The 18,329-nt window shown below is 42.2% G+C and carries 18 protein-coding genes and 2 riboswitches; of the genes, 11 read left to right on the top strand and 7 right to left on the bottom strand.

Going from position 1 to position 18,329, the window contains the following annotated elements:
* Positions 1-48: 48 nt before the first annotated feature.
* A complete protein-coding gene (locus tag V6D41_RS07515) occupies positions 49-2,451 on the bottom strand; it encodes an EAL domain-containing protein (protein ID WP_333517762.1) in 2,403 nt (800 codons plus the stop codon).
* A gap of 175 nt (positions 2,452-2,626) precedes the next feature.
* Between V6D41_RS07515 and V6D41_RS07510 the strand changes: the two genes are divergently transcribed.
* The 4 genes from V6D41_RS07510 (at position 2,627) to V6D41_RS07495 (ending at position 6,495) form a co-directional block, all read left to right on the top strand.
* Complete coding sequence (locus V6D41_RS07510; RefSeq protein WP_333517761.1) at positions 2,627-3,292, top strand: DedA family protein; 666 nt, start codon at positions 2,627-2,629, stop codon at positions 3,290-3,292.
* 47 nt (positions 3,293-3,339) lie between these two features.
* A riboswitch (yybP-ykoY riboswitch) is annotated at positions 3,340-3,447 on the top strand.
* Positions 3,448-3,552: 105 nt separating this feature from the next.
* Positions 3,553-4,344, top strand: coding sequence for a TerC family protein (locus tag V6D41_RS07505; RefSeq protein WP_202328595.1), 792 nt, complete (start codon positions 3,553-3,555; stop codon positions 4,342-4,344).
* Positions 4,345-4,606: 262 nt separating this feature from the next.
* Positions 4,607-5,362 carry an RNA polymerase sigma factor SigI gene (gene sigI, locus V6D41_RS07500; RefSeq protein WP_087990965.1) on the top strand — a complete coding sequence of 252 codons (756 nt, stop codon included), beginning with the start codon at positions 4,607-4,609 and terminating at the stop codon, positions 5,360-5,362.
* A complete protein-coding gene (locus V6D41_RS07495; RefSeq protein ID WP_333517760.1) occupies positions 5,359-6,495 on the top strand; it encodes an anti-sigma factor domain-containing protein in 1,137 nt (378 codons plus the stop codon). Before sigI ends, V6D41_RS07495 begins: the two co-directional genes overlap by 4 nt.
* Positions 6,496-6,505: 10 nt before the next feature.
* Here the strand turns inward: V6D41_RS07495 and sspD are convergent, their stop codons facing one another.
* On the bottom strand, positions 6,506-6,700 hold the full coding sequence (sspD, locus tag V6D41_RS07490; RefSeq protein ID WP_333517759.1) for an acid-soluble spore protein SspD: 195 nt from the start codon (positions 6,698-6,700) through the stop codon (positions 6,506-6,508).
* Positions 6,701-6,831: 131 nt separating this feature from the next.
* The gene (gene htpK, locus V6D41_RS07485; RefSeq protein ID WP_333517758.1) at positions 6,832-7,533 is read right to left on the bottom strand and encodes a transcriptional regulator HtpK; all 702 of its coding nucleotides are present in this window, start codon (positions 7,531-7,533) and stop codon (positions 6,832-6,834) included.
* A 169-nt stretch (positions 7,534-7,702) separates the two neighbouring features.
* Between htpK and htpX the strand changes: the two genes are divergently transcribed.
* The 4 genes from htpX to V6D41_RS07465 all read left to right on the top strand — a co-directional run bounded on the left by htpX (position 7,703) and on the right by V6D41_RS07465 (position 10,605).
* On the top strand, positions 7,703-8,599 hold the full coding sequence (gene htpX / locus V6D41_RS07480) for a protease HtpX (protein ID WP_333517757.1): 897 nt from the start codon (positions 7,703-7,705) through the stop codon (positions 8,597-8,599).
* Between the two features lie 173 nt (positions 8,600-8,772).
* A complete protein-coding gene (locus V6D41_RS07475; protein ID WP_333517756.1) occupies positions 8,773-10,122 on the top strand; it encodes a TrkH family potassium uptake protein in 1,350 nt (449 codons plus the stop codon).
* Between the two features lie 154 nt (positions 10,123-10,276).
* Positions 10,277-10,432 (top strand): hypothetical protein, encoded by a 156-nt coding sequence (locus V6D41_RS07470; RefSeq protein ID WP_333517755.1) that lies wholly within the window; start codon positions 10,277-10,279, stop codon positions 10,430-10,432.
* A 2-nt stretch (positions 10,433-10,434) separates the two neighbouring features.
* Positions 10,435-10,605, top strand: a complete 171-nt coding sequence (locus tag V6D41_RS07465; RefSeq protein WP_087990971.1) for a hypothetical protein — start codon at positions 10,435-10,437, stop codon at positions 10,603-10,605.
* Between the two features lie 40 nt (positions 10,606-10,645).
* Here V6D41_RS07465 and V6D41_RS07460 read toward each other — a convergent pair whose 3' ends face one another.
* Complete coding sequence (locus V6D41_RS07460) at positions 10,646-11,668, bottom strand: acyltransferase family protein (RefSeq protein ID WP_333517754.1); 1,023 nt, start codon at positions 11,666-11,668, stop codon at positions 10,646-10,648.
* Between the two features lie 254 nt (positions 11,669-11,922).
* Here V6D41_RS07460 and kinE point away from each other — a divergent pair, with 254 nt between their 5' ends.
* The 3 genes from kinE to V6D41_RS07445 all read left to right on the top strand — a co-directional run bounded on the left by kinE (position 11,923) and on the right by V6D41_RS07445 (position 14,849).
* The gene (gene kinE / locus V6D41_RS07455; protein WP_333517753.1) at positions 11,923-14,139 is read left to right on the top strand and encodes a sporulation two-component system sensor histidine kinase KinE; all 2,217 of its coding nucleotides are present in this window, start codon (positions 11,923-11,925) and stop codon (positions 14,137-14,139) included.
* Positions 14,136-14,633 carry a methylated-DNA--[protein]-cysteine S-methyltransferase gene (locus tag V6D41_RS07450; protein WP_333517752.1) on the top strand — a complete coding sequence of 166 codons (498 nt, stop codon included), beginning with the start codon at positions 14,136-14,138 and terminating at the stop codon, positions 14,631-14,633. The genes kinE and V6D41_RS07450 overlap by 4 nt, the downstream gene beginning before the upstream one ends.
* A gap of 90 nt (positions 14,634-14,723) precedes the next feature.
* A complete protein-coding gene (locus V6D41_RS07445; RefSeq protein WP_148963774.1) occupies positions 14,724-14,849 on the top strand; it encodes a hypothetical protein in 126 nt (41 codons plus the stop codon).
* A 33-nt stretch (positions 14,850-14,882) separates the two neighbouring features.
* On the opposite strand, the gene mtnA is transcribed toward V6D41_RS07445, so the two are convergent.
* From mtnA to V6D41_RS07430, 3 genes are all read right to left on the bottom strand, one after another.
* On the bottom strand, positions 14,883-15,944 hold the full coding sequence (mtnA, locus tag V6D41_RS07440) for an S-methyl-5-thioribose-1-phosphate isomerase (protein ID WP_333517751.1): 1,062 nt from the start codon (positions 15,942-15,944) through the stop codon (positions 14,883-14,885).
* 7 nt (positions 15,945-15,951) lie between these two features.
* Entirely contained in the window at positions 15,952-17,145 is a 1,194-nt protein-coding gene (gene mtnK / locus V6D41_RS07435) for an S-methyl-5-thioribose kinase (protein ID WP_333517750.1), read from the bottom strand.
* Between the two features lie 104 nt (positions 17,146-17,249).
* Positions 17,250-17,405: riboswitch (SAM riboswitch) on the bottom strand.
* An 83-nt stretch (positions 17,406-17,488) separates the two neighbouring features.
* Positions 17,489-18,268, bottom strand: a complete 780-nt coding sequence (locus V6D41_RS07430) for a carbon-nitrogen family hydrolase (protein WP_087990976.1) — start codon at positions 18,266-18,268, stop codon at positions 17,489-17,491.
* Positions 18,269-18,329: the final 61 nt, after the last annotated feature.

Raw genomic sequence — 18,329 nt, 5'->3', positions numbered from 1 at the left:
GAACGTTTCATGTGTAGTAACTTATGGGTAAAAAAACAGCCGTCGCTGTTAATGCGGCGGCTGTTCAAGAATGAGTTGTTCAAGTTGTTCCGGCGGTATAGGCCTGCTGAAAAAGAAGCCCTGTAAATGGTCACAGCCTTTTTCGTAAAGAAGCTGTTTTTGGGCTGAATTTTCCACGCCTTCAGCAATCACCTGCAAAGACAGCTGGTGGCCCATGGCAATAATGGCCCCGGTAATTTGCTCTGATTTTGGGTGTGTCTGAATATCGTCGATAAACGATTTGTCGATTTTCAGCCTGTGAATCGGAAAGTCCTTTAAATAGCTAAGGGAGCTGTGTCCCGTTCCGAAATCGTCAATGCTGATTCTGATTCCTAATTCCGTTAAAGACGACAATACCTTCTTGGAGTGATCGAGATTTTCCATTGTCATGCTTTCTGTTACTTCCACTTCCAGAAGCCGAGGAGGAAGCTGGTATTTAACAAGCGCCTCCTTGATTAGGGGAATCAGTTCTTCGGATTGAAACTGTCTGGCGGAAATATTAATGGCGACAGAAAGATCAAAACCTTTGTCATACCAAGCCCATGCCTGCTTGCATGCTTCATCTATAATCCACTTTCCGATATCAATAATGAGACCCGTTTCTTCAGCAACACTGATGAATTCTCCGGGCGGACGCAGCTGCCCGTCAGGTGTGACAAGCCGTATCAGCGCTTCTGCACCCGTCATTTTTTGATTTTTTGCACTAAATTGCGGCTGATAATACAAGATAAATCGATCGTTTTCTATTGCCTCTCTGAGCTCCATCTCTTGGTTAAGCTTGACTGTTTCTTTGTTACCGATTGCAAAAGAATAGAATCTGTATTTGCTTTTGTTTCGCTCTTTAGCGGCATACATTGCCATATCGGCTTTTTTCATCAATTCAAGACCGTCCGTCCCATCTTTTGGTGATATCGCAATCCCAATACTGACAGATGTAATAAGCGTTTGATCTTGAATTTTAAATGGTTTTTTGAATTTTTGGATAATTTTTCTTGCTAAAATATCCGCTTCGCCTGTTCCGGTATTGGCGTTAGTCAAGATAATAATAAATTCATCACCGCCAAGACGAGCGATAAACCCATTATCAGGCACAACAGACGATAGACGTTTAGCTGTCATCTGAAGCAGCTGATCTCCGACATTATGTCCTAATGCATCGTTAATCACTTTAAAACGGTTTAAGTCCAGAAAGAAAACAACGGTGTTATAATTCAAGGTATGCTCGCGATTCAGCACCTCTGTTAAGTGCGAAATGGCATGCCGTCTGTTAGGTAAATCTGTAAGCGAATCATAATGAGCCATTCGATGGATTTCTTTTTCTGCCCTGTACTGCTTTGTCATATCTTTGCAAATGACATAAATGCTGTCCAGCTCTTGATTGACTTCAACGGGTATGAGCGTAATATTTAAGTGAAACTGGCCTTTTTCAGTGATCAGTTCGCTATCGCTGTTGATGGCTTGTTTATCTTTTTTGACCTGCTCAAAAAGGCGTTCAAGCTTCTGTGATGTGTAATTTCTCCAATCGTGCATACTAAAGCCAAATTTGCTGATCATGTCCTCACCAGCATGATTGGAAGATATAATCTTTCCTTCCAATGACAAAATAAAGATCGCATCAATATTATGGACGATTAAAGACTGAAACCTCTGTTCGTTATCCTTTATGCGTTCGCTCTGTTTAATAAACTTTCGATCGGCATGGGAACTGAATAATAATAGCGTTTGAATGCAGAAAATAATTAACGCAACAAAAATCGACCAATTAAATGTATGGATTTCCATATGGCTTCCGGGCGGGTCCGTATCCAAACGGAAAGTTGCCGCAAGCAACCCTGTATAGTGCATGCCTGAAATGCCAATTCCCATTACAATCGAACTGATGACTTTATAGAACATAAGGTGATCAGAATGTTTTTTCATGGCCAAGTCAAAGAATATTTTTAATGAGATGAAAGATGCCGCAATCGCAATGAGAATGGATGCTGTAAAAAGAAGCGGTTCGTACATAATCATTACCCGGGAAATGGCAGACATTCCGATATAATGCATAGATGCAATAGACGCGCCAAGCACAACTGACCCGCTAAGCAGTCTGTAATATGTAAGAATGTGCCGGCTGACAAAATAGAGGGACACAAATGATCCGGAAACAGCTGCGCCAATCGACGCCATTAAAGGCATGAATTCATATTGCATCGGCATCTTGATATCGACGGCCATCATCCCGACAAAATGCATTGACCAAATCCCGAATCCCATAATAAGTGAGCCGCAGATCAGCCAAATCTTACTTTTTAAGCCTGTATGAATGGTGACTTTCCTTGACAGTTCAAGGGAAATATACGCTGCGGCACAGGCAATTAGAATTGATAAACATATGAGTGTTATATTATACGATACGTGTATTTCCAAATGGAGATTCCCCCCGTGTGTTCCAGTCTTGTTGACTCTCATTATTATCGGCTGCTTAACCGCAGAATTTCAGCCTTTGCGACCATAGAAATTGCAAGAGATCTATTTTTAGTTCAGCTGACCGTGAAATATGTGTTAAAATCATGTTGACGTTTTCTGAAAAAAAACAAAATGCATGATACATAAAGATGAAAAAAGGGAAGTGATGGATATCGAAGAACTGATTATGTCTTGGATAGAAGCATTTAAAAGCCTATCTTATTTTGGAATATTTCTAGCGCTCTGTATTGAGTTTATTCCTGCTGAAATCGTCCTGCCGCTTGCGGGTTATTGGGTATCTAAAGGTGATATGACGCTTGCCGGCGCTGTTTTGGCGGGATCGCTTGGGGGAGTTGCCGGCCCGCTCACGCTGTATTGGATAGGCCGATACGGAGGGAGGCCGTTTCTTGAACGTTTCGGGAGGTACCTCTTCATTAAGCCTGAAGCTCTCGATAAGTCGGATGAATTTTTTGAAAAGCATGGGGGATTTGTGGCTTTCAGCGGCCGTTTCTTGCCAGGCATCCGCACATTGATCTCCATACCGTGCGGAATTGCAAAAATGAACGTTTGGGTGTTTTCGATTTATACGTTCATCGCCATGCTGCCCATTACATTTGTATATGTGTATCTCGGTGTGAAGCTCGGTGAAAATTGGAAGGAAGTCGGCACTATTCTCGATCAATATATGCTTCCGATCGGGATAGCGATTTTGGCGCTGTTCGTGGTCTTCTTGCTGATCAAAAAGAGGAAAAAACGCACGCACTCAGAACATTTATCTGCATTTTTAAAAAATAAGCGTTGACAAATGATCTCGCTGCACATATCATTGACGTATAATATTATATTTCTTGAAATCCCAAAGGGGAGTAGCGTCCGGATTTGTTTTCCGGAAACAAAGTCGTCATTCCATGGATTGTGAGATCCATCGGCTTTGTTGGCATGCCTGAATTCATGTCTAGCAAGACCTTTGCCTTATGACGGCAAAGGTCTTTTTTGCATGGTCCGGCCGCCATAAGATCGGATGAAGAGAAAGAAAACAACTTTTTTGGGAGGGTATCATTTATGGATGCAGCATTATTATTGGAGTATGGTTGGGTTCTTCTCGTTTTGATCGGGCTGGAAGGTATTTTAGCCGCCGATAACGCGTTAGTGATGGCGGTAATGGTAAAACATTTGCCGGAGGAAAAAAGAAAAAAGGCTTTATTTTATGGGTTGGCAGGGGCTTTTGTTCTGCGATTTGGCTCTTTATTCGCCATTTCTTTTTTGGTCAACGTATGGCAGGTTCAAGCAATTGGCGCGATCTACTTGCTGTATATCTCAATAAGCCACTTATTGAAAAGATATGTGTTTAAAAAAGAAGACACGCATAAAGAGACGAAGCAAAGCGGTTTTTGGCCGACTGTTTTAAAAGTTGAATTGGCAGATATCGCGTTTGCGGTTGATTCCATATTAGCGGCAGTAGCGCTGGCGGTTACGCTTCCTGCAACACCGCTTCCGCAGATCGGCGGACTTGACGGAGGGCAATTTGCCGTCATTTTGGCCGGAGGTATCATCGGCCTGGTGATCATGCGGTTTGCGGCTTCAATGTTTGTTAAGTTATTAAAGGAACGTCCAAGCCTAGAAACAGCAGCCTTTGTGATTGTCGGCTGGGTCGGAGTGAAGCTTGCTTTATATACACTTGCCCATCACGACATAGCGATTGTTTCTGAGCATTTTATCCATTCTGGAACATGGAAGCTGATATTCTGGGGTGTCTTAGCGGCAATCGCGGTTTCCGGCTGGTTCATGTCAGGTAAAAAACAGCCGGAGGGCACACAAAACGAACAAAATAACAGCAGCCGGGAAAGGGCGTAATCTGAGACTCTGCTTAAAAAGCAGAGTCTTTTCATGTTTAAAACGTTTTCATAGACGAAATAAAATAACATTTTTATAACAGCTTTGTTACAAAAAACACTGATAAAACCCCCTTAATTCTCTAGAAAGGCACGAAATCATGTATAGTACGTCAGAATGGTTTGTCATAATTGAGACATTGGAAATCAATATTTCTTTTTCTCCTTTGCGAATCCCTATCAAATTAGCTATCATTAATGAGTAGTTATAGGGAGGAACTGAGGTGAAACCAGTGCTTAGCCTTTTGTTTAAATTGGGAAAAAAGAAGCAAACGCTTGAAAAAACGGTTGAAAGTATACAAAAAGGCAATAAAGATCTGCAGAATGAATTAATACAGCAATATAAGCCATTTATCGCAAAGACGGTTTCATCCGTTTGTAAACGATATATAGATGAAAAAGACGATGAGTTCAGCATCGGACTCATCGCATTTAATGAAGCTATTGAAAAATACTCATCTGAAAAAGGAAATTCGCTGCTCGCATTTGCTGAGCTTATTATAAAAAGAAAAGTCATTGATTACATCAGAAAAGAAGCAAGAAGCGCACAGAATATCAATATCGATTTACAGGAAGGAGACGATCAGGAGTCATCACAAAGCCTGATCGAAGCCGAGCTTTCCATTGATGAATACCGCCGTCAGATTGAACAGGAGCAGAGGCGGGAGGAAATCCTCTATTTTCAAAAGCAGCTAAAAGATTATGGTTTATCGTTTAAAGAGCTGCTTGAAAACTCTCCAAAACATGCGGACGCAAGGCAAAACGCCATAAAGGTGGCGATTACCCTTGTTGAACATGAAGAATTGGCCGCTATCCTGTATACAAAGAAACAGCTTCCGGTGAAACAGCTGGAACAGCTGGTCTCTGTAAGCCGAAAAACGATTGAGAGAAACAGAAAATATATTATTGCGATGTGTATTATCATTACGGGTGATTATATTTATTTAAAAGATTATCTTAAAGGGGTGCTGCACTCATGAGAAGAGGGATTATAGTAGAGAAGAATAGAAAATTCGTCACGTTGCTGACCCCTGACGGACAATTTTTAAAAGCTAAAAATGATCGCCGCAGCTATGAAATCGGAGAAGAAATCATGCTTCCGAGTGAAACACGCGTGGGCAGAAGGGCCAGCTTTTTTGATTTTTTAAAACTGCGCCCTTTCAAAATGGGGATCTTTGCGATGACTGCTATTATGCTTTTTATTTTTATAGTTCTCCCCGTTTTTTCAAATAATAAGGCCTATGCGTATATGACAATTGATATCAATCCAAGCTTTGAAATGGCGTTAAACAGCGATTACGAAGTGATTGAACTGACGCCTCTAAACGATGAGGGAAAGAAGGTCGTCAATGATATAGATAATTGGGAGAAGACTGATTTTAAAAAGGTGATTGATAATATTATTACCGACTGCAGTGAACATGGATATGTAAAGGAATCGAAAGAAATATTGATTTCCACTGTTTATGAAAATACGGAAGACAATACATATAAAAAAGCTGTGAAAAAACAGCTGAATGATGTGACGGAAAAATATAAAACGACATACCGCATGGAATCTCTTGAGTCAGATATGCAAACAAGGGAAAAAGCGAAGAAGGAAGGCGTTTCAACAGGCAGCTACATCAAATCAAACGAAAAGAATCACAATAAAGATGCAAAAGAGGACCCCAGCAAACCATCCGGGGAAGAGAATCAAAACAGTGCCGAAAATGAGGATGAAAAAAAAGATCAACCTGACGGCCAGGACAGCCAGCAAGGAAATAATGAACAGCTGGGTGATACGGATTCCGGAGAACAGAAAAAAGATACAACGGATGACCAAACTAACGATGGTGACAAAGATAAAAATGTAAAGGAATCAGATGAAAACGCTGAAAAAGATGGGGATCAGCAAACCCCAATACAAGATCCTCAAGATAAAGGAAATGAAGGAAACAGCGCTGGAAAGGATCAAAGTCAATACCACAGGGACAAGAATAACGGTGAACAAGGCAAGAATCGTTCTTCGTCAAACGGGGATAATGCTTCTGACCGCCGTAATCCAAACGGTTACAGCAGTGAAAATAATTCAGCTCAAACTGAAGATTCGCCGAGTGACCCCGGCGAATAAAGACCTGAATTTATTTAGTTGTGCCATTTAACTGTGATTGTGCCTGCTGTACCAGCCGTTTTGTCATTTCCCCGCCTACAGAGCCGTTAGCGCGTGCGACTGTATCAGAACCAAGGTTTACACCGAATTCTTGAGCCACTTCGAGTTTAAATTGGTCTAGTGCCTGCTCCGCCCCTGGAACAACGAGTTTATTTCTGCTCGCCATCTTTTTCATCTCCTTTTTCTATAAAGAATTCTTAACGCGTAGTTAGTTTGAAATGTACGGGGTTTATTTATGCTGGCAATTGTTGTGGAGAATAAGAAAACCCCCGGTTTTTAAGCCGGGGGCGCCGCAGTCTATAGAATGTCAGCTGTCATTTTATGTGCGGTTGCCTGAATATGGAATGTCAAAATGGAGAGAACTGTTATGGCAATAATCTGTCTGATTTTAAGCCATTGGCTGTCATTCAATTCTTCAAAACGATAGCGGAGACGATCTGTTTCCTGTTCGACGATCTCCTGCAGATTTGATTCCTTCATAGAAGGTGTGTCCTGGTGATGAACGGCATCAAGCACATATGCGCAGCTTTCATAGTAAGAAATCGGACTGATGACATCATCAGTTCTGTCTGAGATGGTGTTAAACGCCACTCTTAAAATAGCCCGTATATGTTCAAAGTCATAAATGGATTTTAAATCACGTACAATTAAAAGTATGACTGCCTGTTCAACCGAATATTTTTTGCCCAGCTCAGGATGTCCGATCAGATCTTTGAAATCACGCTTTACCCAGTTTTGGATTGCGGTTGACTTTAACGAAGTCAGCTCGCATAGGTTGCCGAGTTCTACGATTTCGTTTGTAGAGAGACCGTATTCTTTTTTTTGTTTTTTTCGTTCATATCTTGTAAGAAATTCAGGAATTTCAAGATGATTGGCAGCTTTATCTGCTGACATGTTCGCTGATTGGACGACAATGTCGAGCGGGCTTATTTCTCCTTGTCCTTTTAGAGAATAGAGCAGCCGCACCATATCGGTTCGAGTGAGTTTGAAAATGTTCATTGTTCACCTCTTCAAAACAATTTGACGCGAATATAAAGTCTATGTATGAATTCAAATGGAAGCGTCAGGAATACATTAACATCATACGTCTAATTCCTTGCATTTTCAAACAGATGTTTTATAATTTAAATATACAAGTTCTTTTGAACTTAAAATAACGGAGGTTATTATGGCGAAAAGAATTTTTTTGTTTATTTTAACAAATATCTTGGTGCTTACAACAATCGGGATCGTTTTATCTGTTTTAAGCTCGGTTACCGGAGTCGGGACGTACTTTACCGCTGATGGAGGTATCGATCCAATTGCGCTCCTTGTGTTCAGTTTAGTCGTTGGTTTTGTCGGTTCCTTTACGTCTCTTGCGATGTCCAGATGGATGGCAAAGACCATGATGGGCGTCAAAGTGCTGAGTCCGAAAAAACAAACGCTCAGTTACGAGGAACAGCAATTGATTGATCGTGTTCACCGACTAAGCCGTTCTGCCGGTTTAACGAAAATGCCTGAGGTCGGAATTTACCGTTCGCCTGAAGTGAACGCGTTTGCGACTGGACCGTCAAAACGCCGTTCTCTTGTGGCAGTGTCGTCAGGGCTGCTGGAACAAATGGATGATGCCGCGGTTGAAGGTGTGCTTGCCCACGAGGTCGCGCATATCGCTAATGGTGATATGGTAACGATGACGCTTTTACAAGGAATCGTCAATACCTTTGTCGTCTTTTTATCGCGTATCGCAGCATGGATTGCGAGCCGTTTTGTCAAGGAAGACCTTGCGCCGATCGTTCATTTTATTGCAGTGATTGTCTTTCAAATTGTCTTTTCCATTCTCGGCAGCCTGGTTGTGTTTGCGTACTCGCGCCATCGTGAATTCCACGCTGACAGGGGAGGAGCCGATCTTGCCGGCAAGGATAAGATGATCCATGCGCTACGAACACTTAAGAGCTACTCTTCCCGCATTATGGAAGAAGATCAGACAGCTGTCCAAACATTAAAGATTAATGGCAAGAAGCGCTCTTCGCTTTTCTCTACTCACCCTGATTTAGATGAGCGAATCAGACGGTTAGAAGCTAAATAATACAAACACATTATTCCTCTGAGAGAATCTCTCAGAGGTTTTTTATTTATCCTTTGACTAAAATCATAAAAAAATAAGCAAGTTAAGAAAATGTTGCGTAAAAGCCTTTAAAAATGTTTCCAATATCTTTAGAATAATTACCGTACTTAAAAAGAGAGGCAGAAGGATTTTACATGAAATTAAAGTTTGGAAAATTGATACAGGCATTGTCACCGGCCCAGCTGATCGCGGTGTATTATTTTCTTGCGGTGACGGTTGCAGTTATTTTATTGAGTCTCCCAGTGGCCCATAAACAAGGAGCAGAATGGTCTTTTATCGATGCTCTGTTTACAGCAGTCAGCGCCGTGAGCGTAACCGGGCTTTCTGTTGTGAATACCGCTGATACATTTAGTACAACAGGAATTGTTATTCTTGCGTTTGTTCTGCAGTTTGGCGGTATTGGCATTATGACATTAGGCACTTCTGTTTGGCTGCTAATGGGCAAAAGAATAGGGTTAAAAGAACGGAAATTAATGATGGTCGATCAAAATCAATCACAATTTTCTGGGATCGTCAATCTCATGAAACAGATTCTCTTTCTCATATTATGGATTGAGCTCTTTGGCGCCATCATCCTTGGGACATATTTTTTAACCTACTACGATTCCATTCAAGATGCTTACTTGCATGGTTTTTTTGCGAGTGTCAGTGCAACCACAAATGCCGGTTTTGATATAACAGGCAGCTCTCTGATACCATATCGGCATGATTATTTTGTGCAATTTATTACACTGTTATTGATTATTTTCGGAGCCATCGGTTTCCCTGTTCTAGTGGAAGTGAAAGATTTTTTGTTTTCCAAAAACCGGAGATATCCGTTTAGTTTATTTACAAAAATTACAACAACAATGTTTGGCGCACTTGTTTTGTTTGGTTCGATAGGGATTTATGTTCTTGAAGCAAATCATTTGTTTGCAGGTCAATCGTGGCATGATATTTTATTCCTTTCTCTATTTCAATCAACCACAACAAGGAGCGGAGGGCTTGCCACGATTGATATAAGCCAGCTGTCTGACCCGACCCTGCTATTTATGAGTGCGCTAATGTTTATCGGTGCGTCGCCAAGTTCAGTAGGGGGAGGCATACGGACAACGACTTTCGCCCTGAACCTTCTGGCGCTGTTTCATTTTGCCCGCGGCAATAAATCCGTAAAGGTATTCAAACGGGAGCTGCATCCTGCTGATCTCATGAAGTCGCTTGTTGTCACAATGATGGCGATTCTGCTCGTTTTTGGCGCGACACTCATTCTTACGATTACTGAAGAGCATTCCCTGCTTGAGATTTTGTTTGAAGTCTGCTCGGCATTCGGTACAACCGGTCTGTCACTTGGAATTACTGCTGATTTAAGCAGCGTTGGAAAATGCGTCATTATGATTGTCATGTTTATCGGGCGAATCGGCATCCTGACCTTCCTGTATCTGATCGGAAGGAAGGAAATTGAAGCGAATTATCATTATCCGAAGGAAAGAGTGATTATTGGATAGAAAAACACCGCGTGTTTTGCGGTGTTTTTTGATTGCCAAAAAAAAGATGTGTGCCGCCGTTTGAGTTGGAGAACCTAACATCTACAGGTGCGGTTTAACGCTCCTGCATCTTTAGCGAAATCAAATGTCTGAAAAACAGGCGAGGAGGATTCGTATGAAGCGCAAAGCCGAAGTGGATGAGGCCATTAAAAATAACAATACACCTACCGAGAGCATGGACCCAAATTCATATAAGACACAGTATCATGACAACTCGAATTTTAGGGGTGCCAACCGCAATTCCAAACAGGGCCGGCAAGGAGGCATGTGATTTTGAAGAAAAACCGCCATAGCAGAGAGATGCAAAATCATAAAAAGCCAATGAATAAGAAGGTGCTGGAGGAAGAATTCTCAAGTGAATTAGGGGATTACAATGCCGGGAAGATCATCGAAACGCTAGAAATCACAAAGCCTGAAAAGAAAAAAGAGAACAAACGAAAATAAAAAAGACCTCTTAGGCGGCGTCCGCTTAAGAGGTGCTTTTCTATTTTAAATAAGCATTTTTGCCGGTTCCTCTGACAAATTGCGATAAGCTGGTCATTCTCAGCTCAATGAAGGGCTGAGCAACTGTCTTAACAAAATTGCTTGAGAGTACTGATGTCAGGGCTGCTGTTAAGAGTAAGAGAATCACTAAGTTTTGATAGTCAGTAAGCCCATCCTCAAGCCCGACCTGTCTCAGCGTTTTAATAATAAACCCGTGGAGCAAATACACGTAAAATGTCCGGGTTCCCCATTTCGTAAAGAAAAACCGTTTTTGCGGAACGAGCGCTAAAAAGCTGAAGGTTGCCGCAAAGGCGAGTACATACCAGCCGATTCGGGAAAGCCCGCTTGCCAAGGTAACGTCTCCAAATGAAGAATACGGTTTAGAGCCGAATAGAAAAGAATAGTCAAAGTCGATGCCCCAGCAGATGACGAATACGGCGGCAAGCACCCCGAGTGCAATTTGTTTGCCCCGTTTTGATCTCAATAAATCAAAATGGTGTTTATTCAGATAAAACCCGACAAGGAACATCGGTAAGAATACAAATGTCCGTGACAAGCTCAGCGTGCTGCTGACAAAGTCTAGATAACCGATCAGCACGGCAATACCGCAGCTGACAAACAGCGCCCACAGCTTTGAAAGCTTTGAAAAAGGATAAAGCAGCAGGTTCCAAAAAAATAAGCTTACGAGAAACCATAACGACCATTGCGGATCAATCGGATTCACATTTGCCATGCTTTCGTCTTGCATCATGTAATAAAAGACGGAATAGATGATTTGGAAAATCAAATACGGAATAATCAGCTTGACCGCCAGCTTTTTCACATATCCTGCGCGTTTAAAGCCTTTCGCAAAATAACCGGAAACAAGAATAAAGGCAGGCATGTGGAATGTGTAAATGAACTTGTAAAGGTAGAGCATAAAGTTGTTATCATGAATAAAAGAACGAAGAATATGGCCGAATACAACAAGGAATATCAATAAGAATTTAGCATTATCAAAATAACTGTCCCGCGATTTACTCAAAGCAGCATCACCTTCTCTTTAATCAGTCATTAAGAGATTATTCCCTGGTGGTTTATATTTTAAAATAAAAGAAGAAAAATGAATTGAAAAACAGCTGATTGTTAGGTCGATGTAAAGTGGAGGTAAGGATCGTAGAAAATGTCTTCGTTATGTAACCGCGCTGAAATTTTCTGAAATTTATAGGGCAAATGAAGGAAGTTCCTGCATTTTGTAGAAATATTGAGGGATAGGTTTTGAAGAAGGAGTGTACACGCATGGGAACTCTTGATGTCCAGACAAAATCAGAGCTGCGGGAAGAACTGAAGCGAATCAAAGAAGAAAATGCACGGCTGAAAAAGGAGTTAGATCAGCATCAAGTGATTGTCAACAATACGCTCGATGCTATTTTTATATGTGATAATGAATTGAGAATCGTTCAGGCGAATGAAGCCACAGAAAGGATGCTTCAAGTTGATTCGGAGGATTTGAAGACTCGCTCCGTTTTGGATTTTTTGTTTTCTATCCCAAAGGATGAACTGAATCTTGCTGTAAAGAAGTTTTTTAAGAAAGGTTTCCTATGGAAGGAGGTGCCGGTCAGGCTTGATGGCGGAGCGACTAAATACATAGAGTTTCTGGCCAAAAGAGGGATTGGCGAGGATTTCTTTTTTGTTGTCATGAGAGACATATCCTCCAAGAAGATTCTAGAGCGGGAATTCTCTATGAATGAACAGCTTTTTAAGGACTTGTTTGACAGAGCTGTTGACGGAATCGTTCTGTTTGATAAAGATGGCGGTTTTATTGATGCGAATTTGTCCTTCTGTAAAAGTTTTGAAATCAATCAAAATGAGCTGTCTCATTTATCGTTGTACAAATTCATAGACAGCGGCTCACGTAAAGATTTCGATAATATTTGGAAGACGCTCAACCGCAAGGGGAAAGCGAAGGGGGAGCTGCCCGTCAAGCTTCGTTCAGGAGTCCAAAAGCTATTTGAATTCACGATTACATCAAACATCATCAGCGGTTTTTATATGTCCATTATGAGGGACATTACAGAGAAGCGGTCTATGGAGCTGCAGCTCTTTAAAAGCGAGGAGCGCTTCAGAGAAATATTTGAAAATGCGATGGACGCCATTATCATCTGGTCAAATGACGGAAGAATCGTGAAGGCGAATCAGTCCGCCTGTAAAATCTTTGAGCTGCCGATGAGCTTGCTGTTGAAACGAAAGCTGTGTGATTTTCTCGTTGACTCGCAACGGAAATACAGCATAACGAAGAGGAAATACGCAAAATACGGAGAGATCAGAGAAGAGATGCTGTTTCAAATGGGGAACGGGCAGTTCAAAGAACTCGAATTTACTTCAAAGCGGACCATACTTGAAAACCAGCATTTGACGATTTTAAGAAATGTCAGCGACAGAAAGCGGATGGAAAAGGAGCTTCGGGAAAGCGAGCTTAAATTCAGAAAAGTGTTCAACGGCTCAATGGACGGCAATGTATTGTTCGACAATCAATACAGGATCATCGACGCCAACCCGTTAGCAAGCCATATTTTAGGCCTGTCTTATGAAGAGATAAAAAAGCATAGTCTGTTAGATATTATTTCTTCGTATGAAATAGAAAATCTTGCATCACCGGCAAGGCAGATTAATTTTGATGAAATGGACAACGAAATTCCGTTTTTGCTGAGCAGCAGCGACAATAGAAAACTGGAATTCTCATTTAAACGAAATATCATTCAAAATATGAACCTGGCTATCTTTAAAGACGTAACGGAGCGAAAAGAGCTGGAGGAACGCCTGCGCAAGTCGGATACCCTTCATGTTGTCGGCGAACTCGCTGCCGGCATCGCTCATGAAATCAGAAATCCGATGACAGCACTTAAAGGCTTTATTCAGCTCCTGAAAGGAAGTGTGGAGGAAGACTACACCCTTTACTTCAACGTGATCACCTCAGAACTAAAGCGCATCGAATCCATCATCACCGAATTCTTGATTTTAGCCAAGCCCCAGGCCATTATGTATGAAGAAAAACATATCACCCAAATTATGAGAGACACCATAGACCTTCTGAACGCGCAAGCCAATCTCAGCAACGTGCAAATGCATCTTGATTTAATTGACGACATTCCTCCAATCTACTGTGAACCGAATCAGCTGAAACAAGTATTTATCAATATATTAAAAAATGCCATCGAAGTGATGCCCGACGGTGGAAACATTTTTGTGACGATAAGGACATTGGATCAAGATCATGTTCTCATCTCCTTAAAAGACGAGGGAGTCGGAATGACAGAAGATAAATTAAAACGCCTTGGTGAACCGTTTTATACGACAAAGGAACGGGGAACTGGACTTGGGCTTATGGTAAGCTATAAAATTATTGAAGAACATCAAGGCGAGATCATGGTAGAAAGTGAAGAAGGGAAGGGCACGGTTTTCCACCTTACGCTTCCCATCAGACAGAATGCTCAAGAAAGAGGGATTGAAGAGTGAACTACTATACGACAGCGGAAACGCCGCTCGGGGAATTTATGATTGCCGAGGCGGATGGCCATATCACCCGCCTATTTCTCAGTCAGGAAGATTGGATCGATTGGAAAGAAACCGTTCAGCATATAGAGCGCAAGGAAACGCCTTGTTTGGCGGAAGCGAAAAAACAGCTTCATGAATATTTTGCCGGCGAAAGGAAGACATTCTCACTGCCGCTGAGCCAAAAGGGCACTCCTTTTCAGCAAAAAGTATGGGAGGCGCTGGCGATGATACCATACGGAGAATCGAGAAGCTATGCTGACATTGCCGCTGCGGTCGGCAGTCCGAAAGCGGTGCGCGCCGTCGGACAGGCTAATAAACGAAACGACCTGCCGATTTTTGTCCCATGCCACAGAGTGATCGGCAAAAACAGCGCGTTAACAGGATACGCCGGGAGCAAAACCGATATCAAAGCATTTTTGCTGAACATCGAGCAAATTTCCTACAAAGAAAAATAAAACGTATGGCACGTTCCCTTTTTTTGCGGCCCGACATATCATTTTATTAGGTTAAAAAAGTTGGTCTGATGAAAAAGGAGGACAAAGCCATTGAAGCTGAGCCGCTCTGAAAAAATTGCCGCTTTTGCCGAACTGTTTGTGAAACTGCATATCTTATCAAGCGCTCAAAAAGATGAAATCATTCATATCAATCAAAACAAACAAAAAAACCGTTGACTTGGCCCATAATGAGCAAAGCCCAGCGGTTTTTTAGTGAACCTTTTCTCCTTGAAACAGAAGTTCAATTTCTTCTTCATAGTTATCGCTCATAATCCCTTTTTCTGTGATGATTCCCGAAATGAGATGATGCGGTGTAATGTCAAAAGCGGGGTTAAAGACAGGCACATCAGATGGAGCGGTCCGCACTCCGGAAATTTGCCTCACTTCCTCAGGATCCCGTTCCTCTATCGGAATATCAGCGCCGCTTTTCACTTTCGTATCAAATGTAGATAATGGTGCAGCGACAAAAAACGGTATATCAAAGGCGTTTGCTAAAATCGCGAGACCGTATGTTCCAATTTTATTTGCCGTATCACCGTTCTTTGCAATTCGATCGGCTCCGACGATGACGGCGGAAATTTGTTTTTCCTTCATCGTGTGGGCGGCCATGCTGTCTGTGATCAAAGTGACATCAATGCCCCCCTGCATCAGCTCCCACGCAGTAAGTCGTGAACCTTGAAGGACGGGCCTTGTTTCACAAGCGTAAATATGCAGTCCCAAATCCTTTTGTTTGGCCAAGTAAAATGGAGCGAGTGCCGTTCCATAGCGGCTTGTCGCGATAGAACCGGCATTGCAGATCGTCATAATCCGGTCTCCTTTTTTGAAAAGCTGCAGGGCGTTTTGACCGATCATCCGGCACGTTTCCTCATCCTCGACCTGAATTTGAATCGCTTCATGGACAAGGTTTGTTTTTGCTTCATTTACGGAGATGGCGTTTTGGATCGAATGGCTTAGTCTCTCAAGCGCCCAAGATAAATTAATGGCGGTAGGCCGTGAGCTGTTTAAATACTGTTTGATGTCACACAGTCTGCGGCGGAATTCCGTGACATCACCTGTTTCAATGTCTTTTGCAGCAAGCGCAAGTCCAAAGGCAGCCGTAATGCCGATGGCGGGAGCGCCTCTTACTTTGAGCGTGACAATGGCGTTAAATACATCCTCTTTCGTCGTCAGCTCCACATATTCCGTCACATCAGGAAGCTTTTGCTGATTTAAAATGGTAATGGCTGTTTCTTTCCATTCAACAGAACGCGGAACAGCAAATGAATGGGGCATAAATAGATCATTCCTTTACAAGTAACTTAAATAATTCAATAACATCTGTGATCGTTTTGAATTCCGAACGCTTTTCGATAAAGGCTGTGCCGGTTTCGAGCGCCAGACGTTTTCTGCCGATTCGTTTATCAAACGGCACGATCGTTTCCAGATCAGCAACATGGGCAAGGCCAATCGCGCGGCGTATCAGCTCGCAGCCTGCGAATCCGATCGCCTCTTCAAAAATATGACTGAGGGTGTCAGTAAGGTAACCGTCGATGTTGGCGTAAACATCCAGACTGTCCCTCTCCCAGGCTTCAGTGAATGTCTCTTGAAATGCTTCCCAGACCTGCTCGACATGGTGATATAATGGCTTTCTGTCATCACCGTCACGGCCGAGTGCGTTCAAAAATAAGTTGGAGATAAATTGGCCTATATCAAATCCGATCGGTCCGTAAAAAGCAAATTCAGGATCAATCACCTTTGTTTCAAGTTCGCTGGCGAAAATGCTTCCTGTGTGCAAATCACCGTGAATCAGCGTTTCTGCTGATGTTAAAAAACACTTTTTCAGTTTAGCGGCTTCGATTTTGACGTTGTCATTATTCCAGAGCTTTTCGACAAAAGGACGAAGCTCTTCTTCAAAATCATTTGTGTCATGGTCAAAAAAAGGATCTGTAAAAACAAGTCTTTCCGTAATGTCGCACAGCTCCGGGTTTGTAAACTGCTTAACAAGCTGTTTTTTCACCTTAGGTTCAAGCGCGTAATCTGAAGAATAGAAAAGGGTCTTTCCTAAAAATTCACCGATGTGCTGTGAAAGGCGCGGATAGTTTTCGCCCTCAATGAGTCCTTTTCTTGCGATTTTTAAGTGAGAAAGATCCTCCATGACAGTAACTGCCATTTCTGTATCGGAATAAAACACTCTTGGAACCAGATGAGGGACATGCTCTCCTTGGCGGATGAGAGCGCTGCTTTCGATTCTGGCTCGATCGATTGTCAGCGGCCAGCTTTCTCCGACAACTTTTGCATAAGGAACCGCCTGTTTAATCACCAAAGCTCTGTCATGTTTTTGATCATAAATATGAAAAACGTAATTTAAGTTGCCGTCTCCGATCTCCTGGCATGTCAGCGTGCTTTTGCTTGGAAATAAGCCAAGCTTCACCGCAAGTGCCACAGCGGAGCTTTCATTTAACGTTTCGTATAAAGGTGTTTTTGTGACTGCCATTGTCATAACCTCCAATTATGTAATCTCTTGATATGTTTTCAGCTGAATGGCCGTAAAAAAGCCTCCTTCTCAGAGAGAAGGAGGCTTAACATATATGTCCGCCTCTCTTATCTCTCAGATCAGATCTGAAGGAATTAGCACCGTGCCTTATGAGACGAGCGTCTCGGCGCGAAAAAGATGCGCCCCATTTCACAATGGAATTACGGTCGGTTGCTGTTGGGGTCAAAAGGCCAAATCCCTCGCCCAACTCTCGATAAGAGAATATATTGATTTGTTGAACAATTCTAATTTATCAGTTGATGAACATAGTAACAGGTGTTTTAGTAAGTTGTCAATCTATTTTTTAATATAAATCTTTTCTGATATCATCGAAAACAGGAATGTTTTCCCGCACCTTAACGCTTTCCTGTAGGTCGATTTCCGCTCGGACAACGCCTTCTTCCCGGCCGCCTTCAGCTAGGACGCGCCCCCACGGATCAATAATCAGGCTATGCCCGGCAAATTCATTATTTGGATTTGAACCGGTGCAATTGCAGGCAGCGATAAAGCATTGATTTTCAATGGCCCGCGCAATAAGCAGGCTTTTCCAATGATCAAGGCGGGGAAGAGGCCATTCCGCAGAAATAAACAACACGTTGGCACCTTTTGTCGTATGTTTTCTGATCCACTCCGGAAAACGGATATCGTAACAGATCAATCCTGAGCTTTTGACGCCATCAAGCTCAAAGTATCCGTCTTCGGAGCCGGCTGATAAATACACATGCTCGTCCATCAGCTGAAAAAGATGGGCTTTCCTGTACTCTTTAATGATTTGTCCTTCCTTATCCGCGATGTACATTGTATTATAAACATCAGAATCCTTTCTGACAGCAACCGATCCGGCGATAATATGAACGCCATGTTTTTTTGCCGTATTCTTCAGCCAGCTCTGAGCAGAACGTCCGTCTTCATCAGCGAGCTCATCAAGGTTGGCCAGGTCATATCCGGTTGTCCATAGTTCAGGAAGAACAAGAACATCAGCATGTTTGCTTTCTTTTTCGATGAAGAATTCAGCCTTTTTTATATTTTCTGAAGGTTTTCCGTATGAAATATCAAATTGAAGACAAGATATCGTCCATTTCATCTTTTTATCACTCCACATTTTTCTTTACTTTTTTTATTTAACCATATATGATGATGGACTA

Source organism: Bacillus sp. 0102A, from assembly GCF_036765155.1.
GTDB classification, from domain to species: domain Bacteria; phylum Bacillota; class Bacilli; order Bacillales; family Bacillaceae; genus Bacillus; species Bacillus subtilis_G.
Note: the sequence above shows the minus strand (reverse complement) of the source record. Positions and strands in the feature narration are given on the sequence as shown.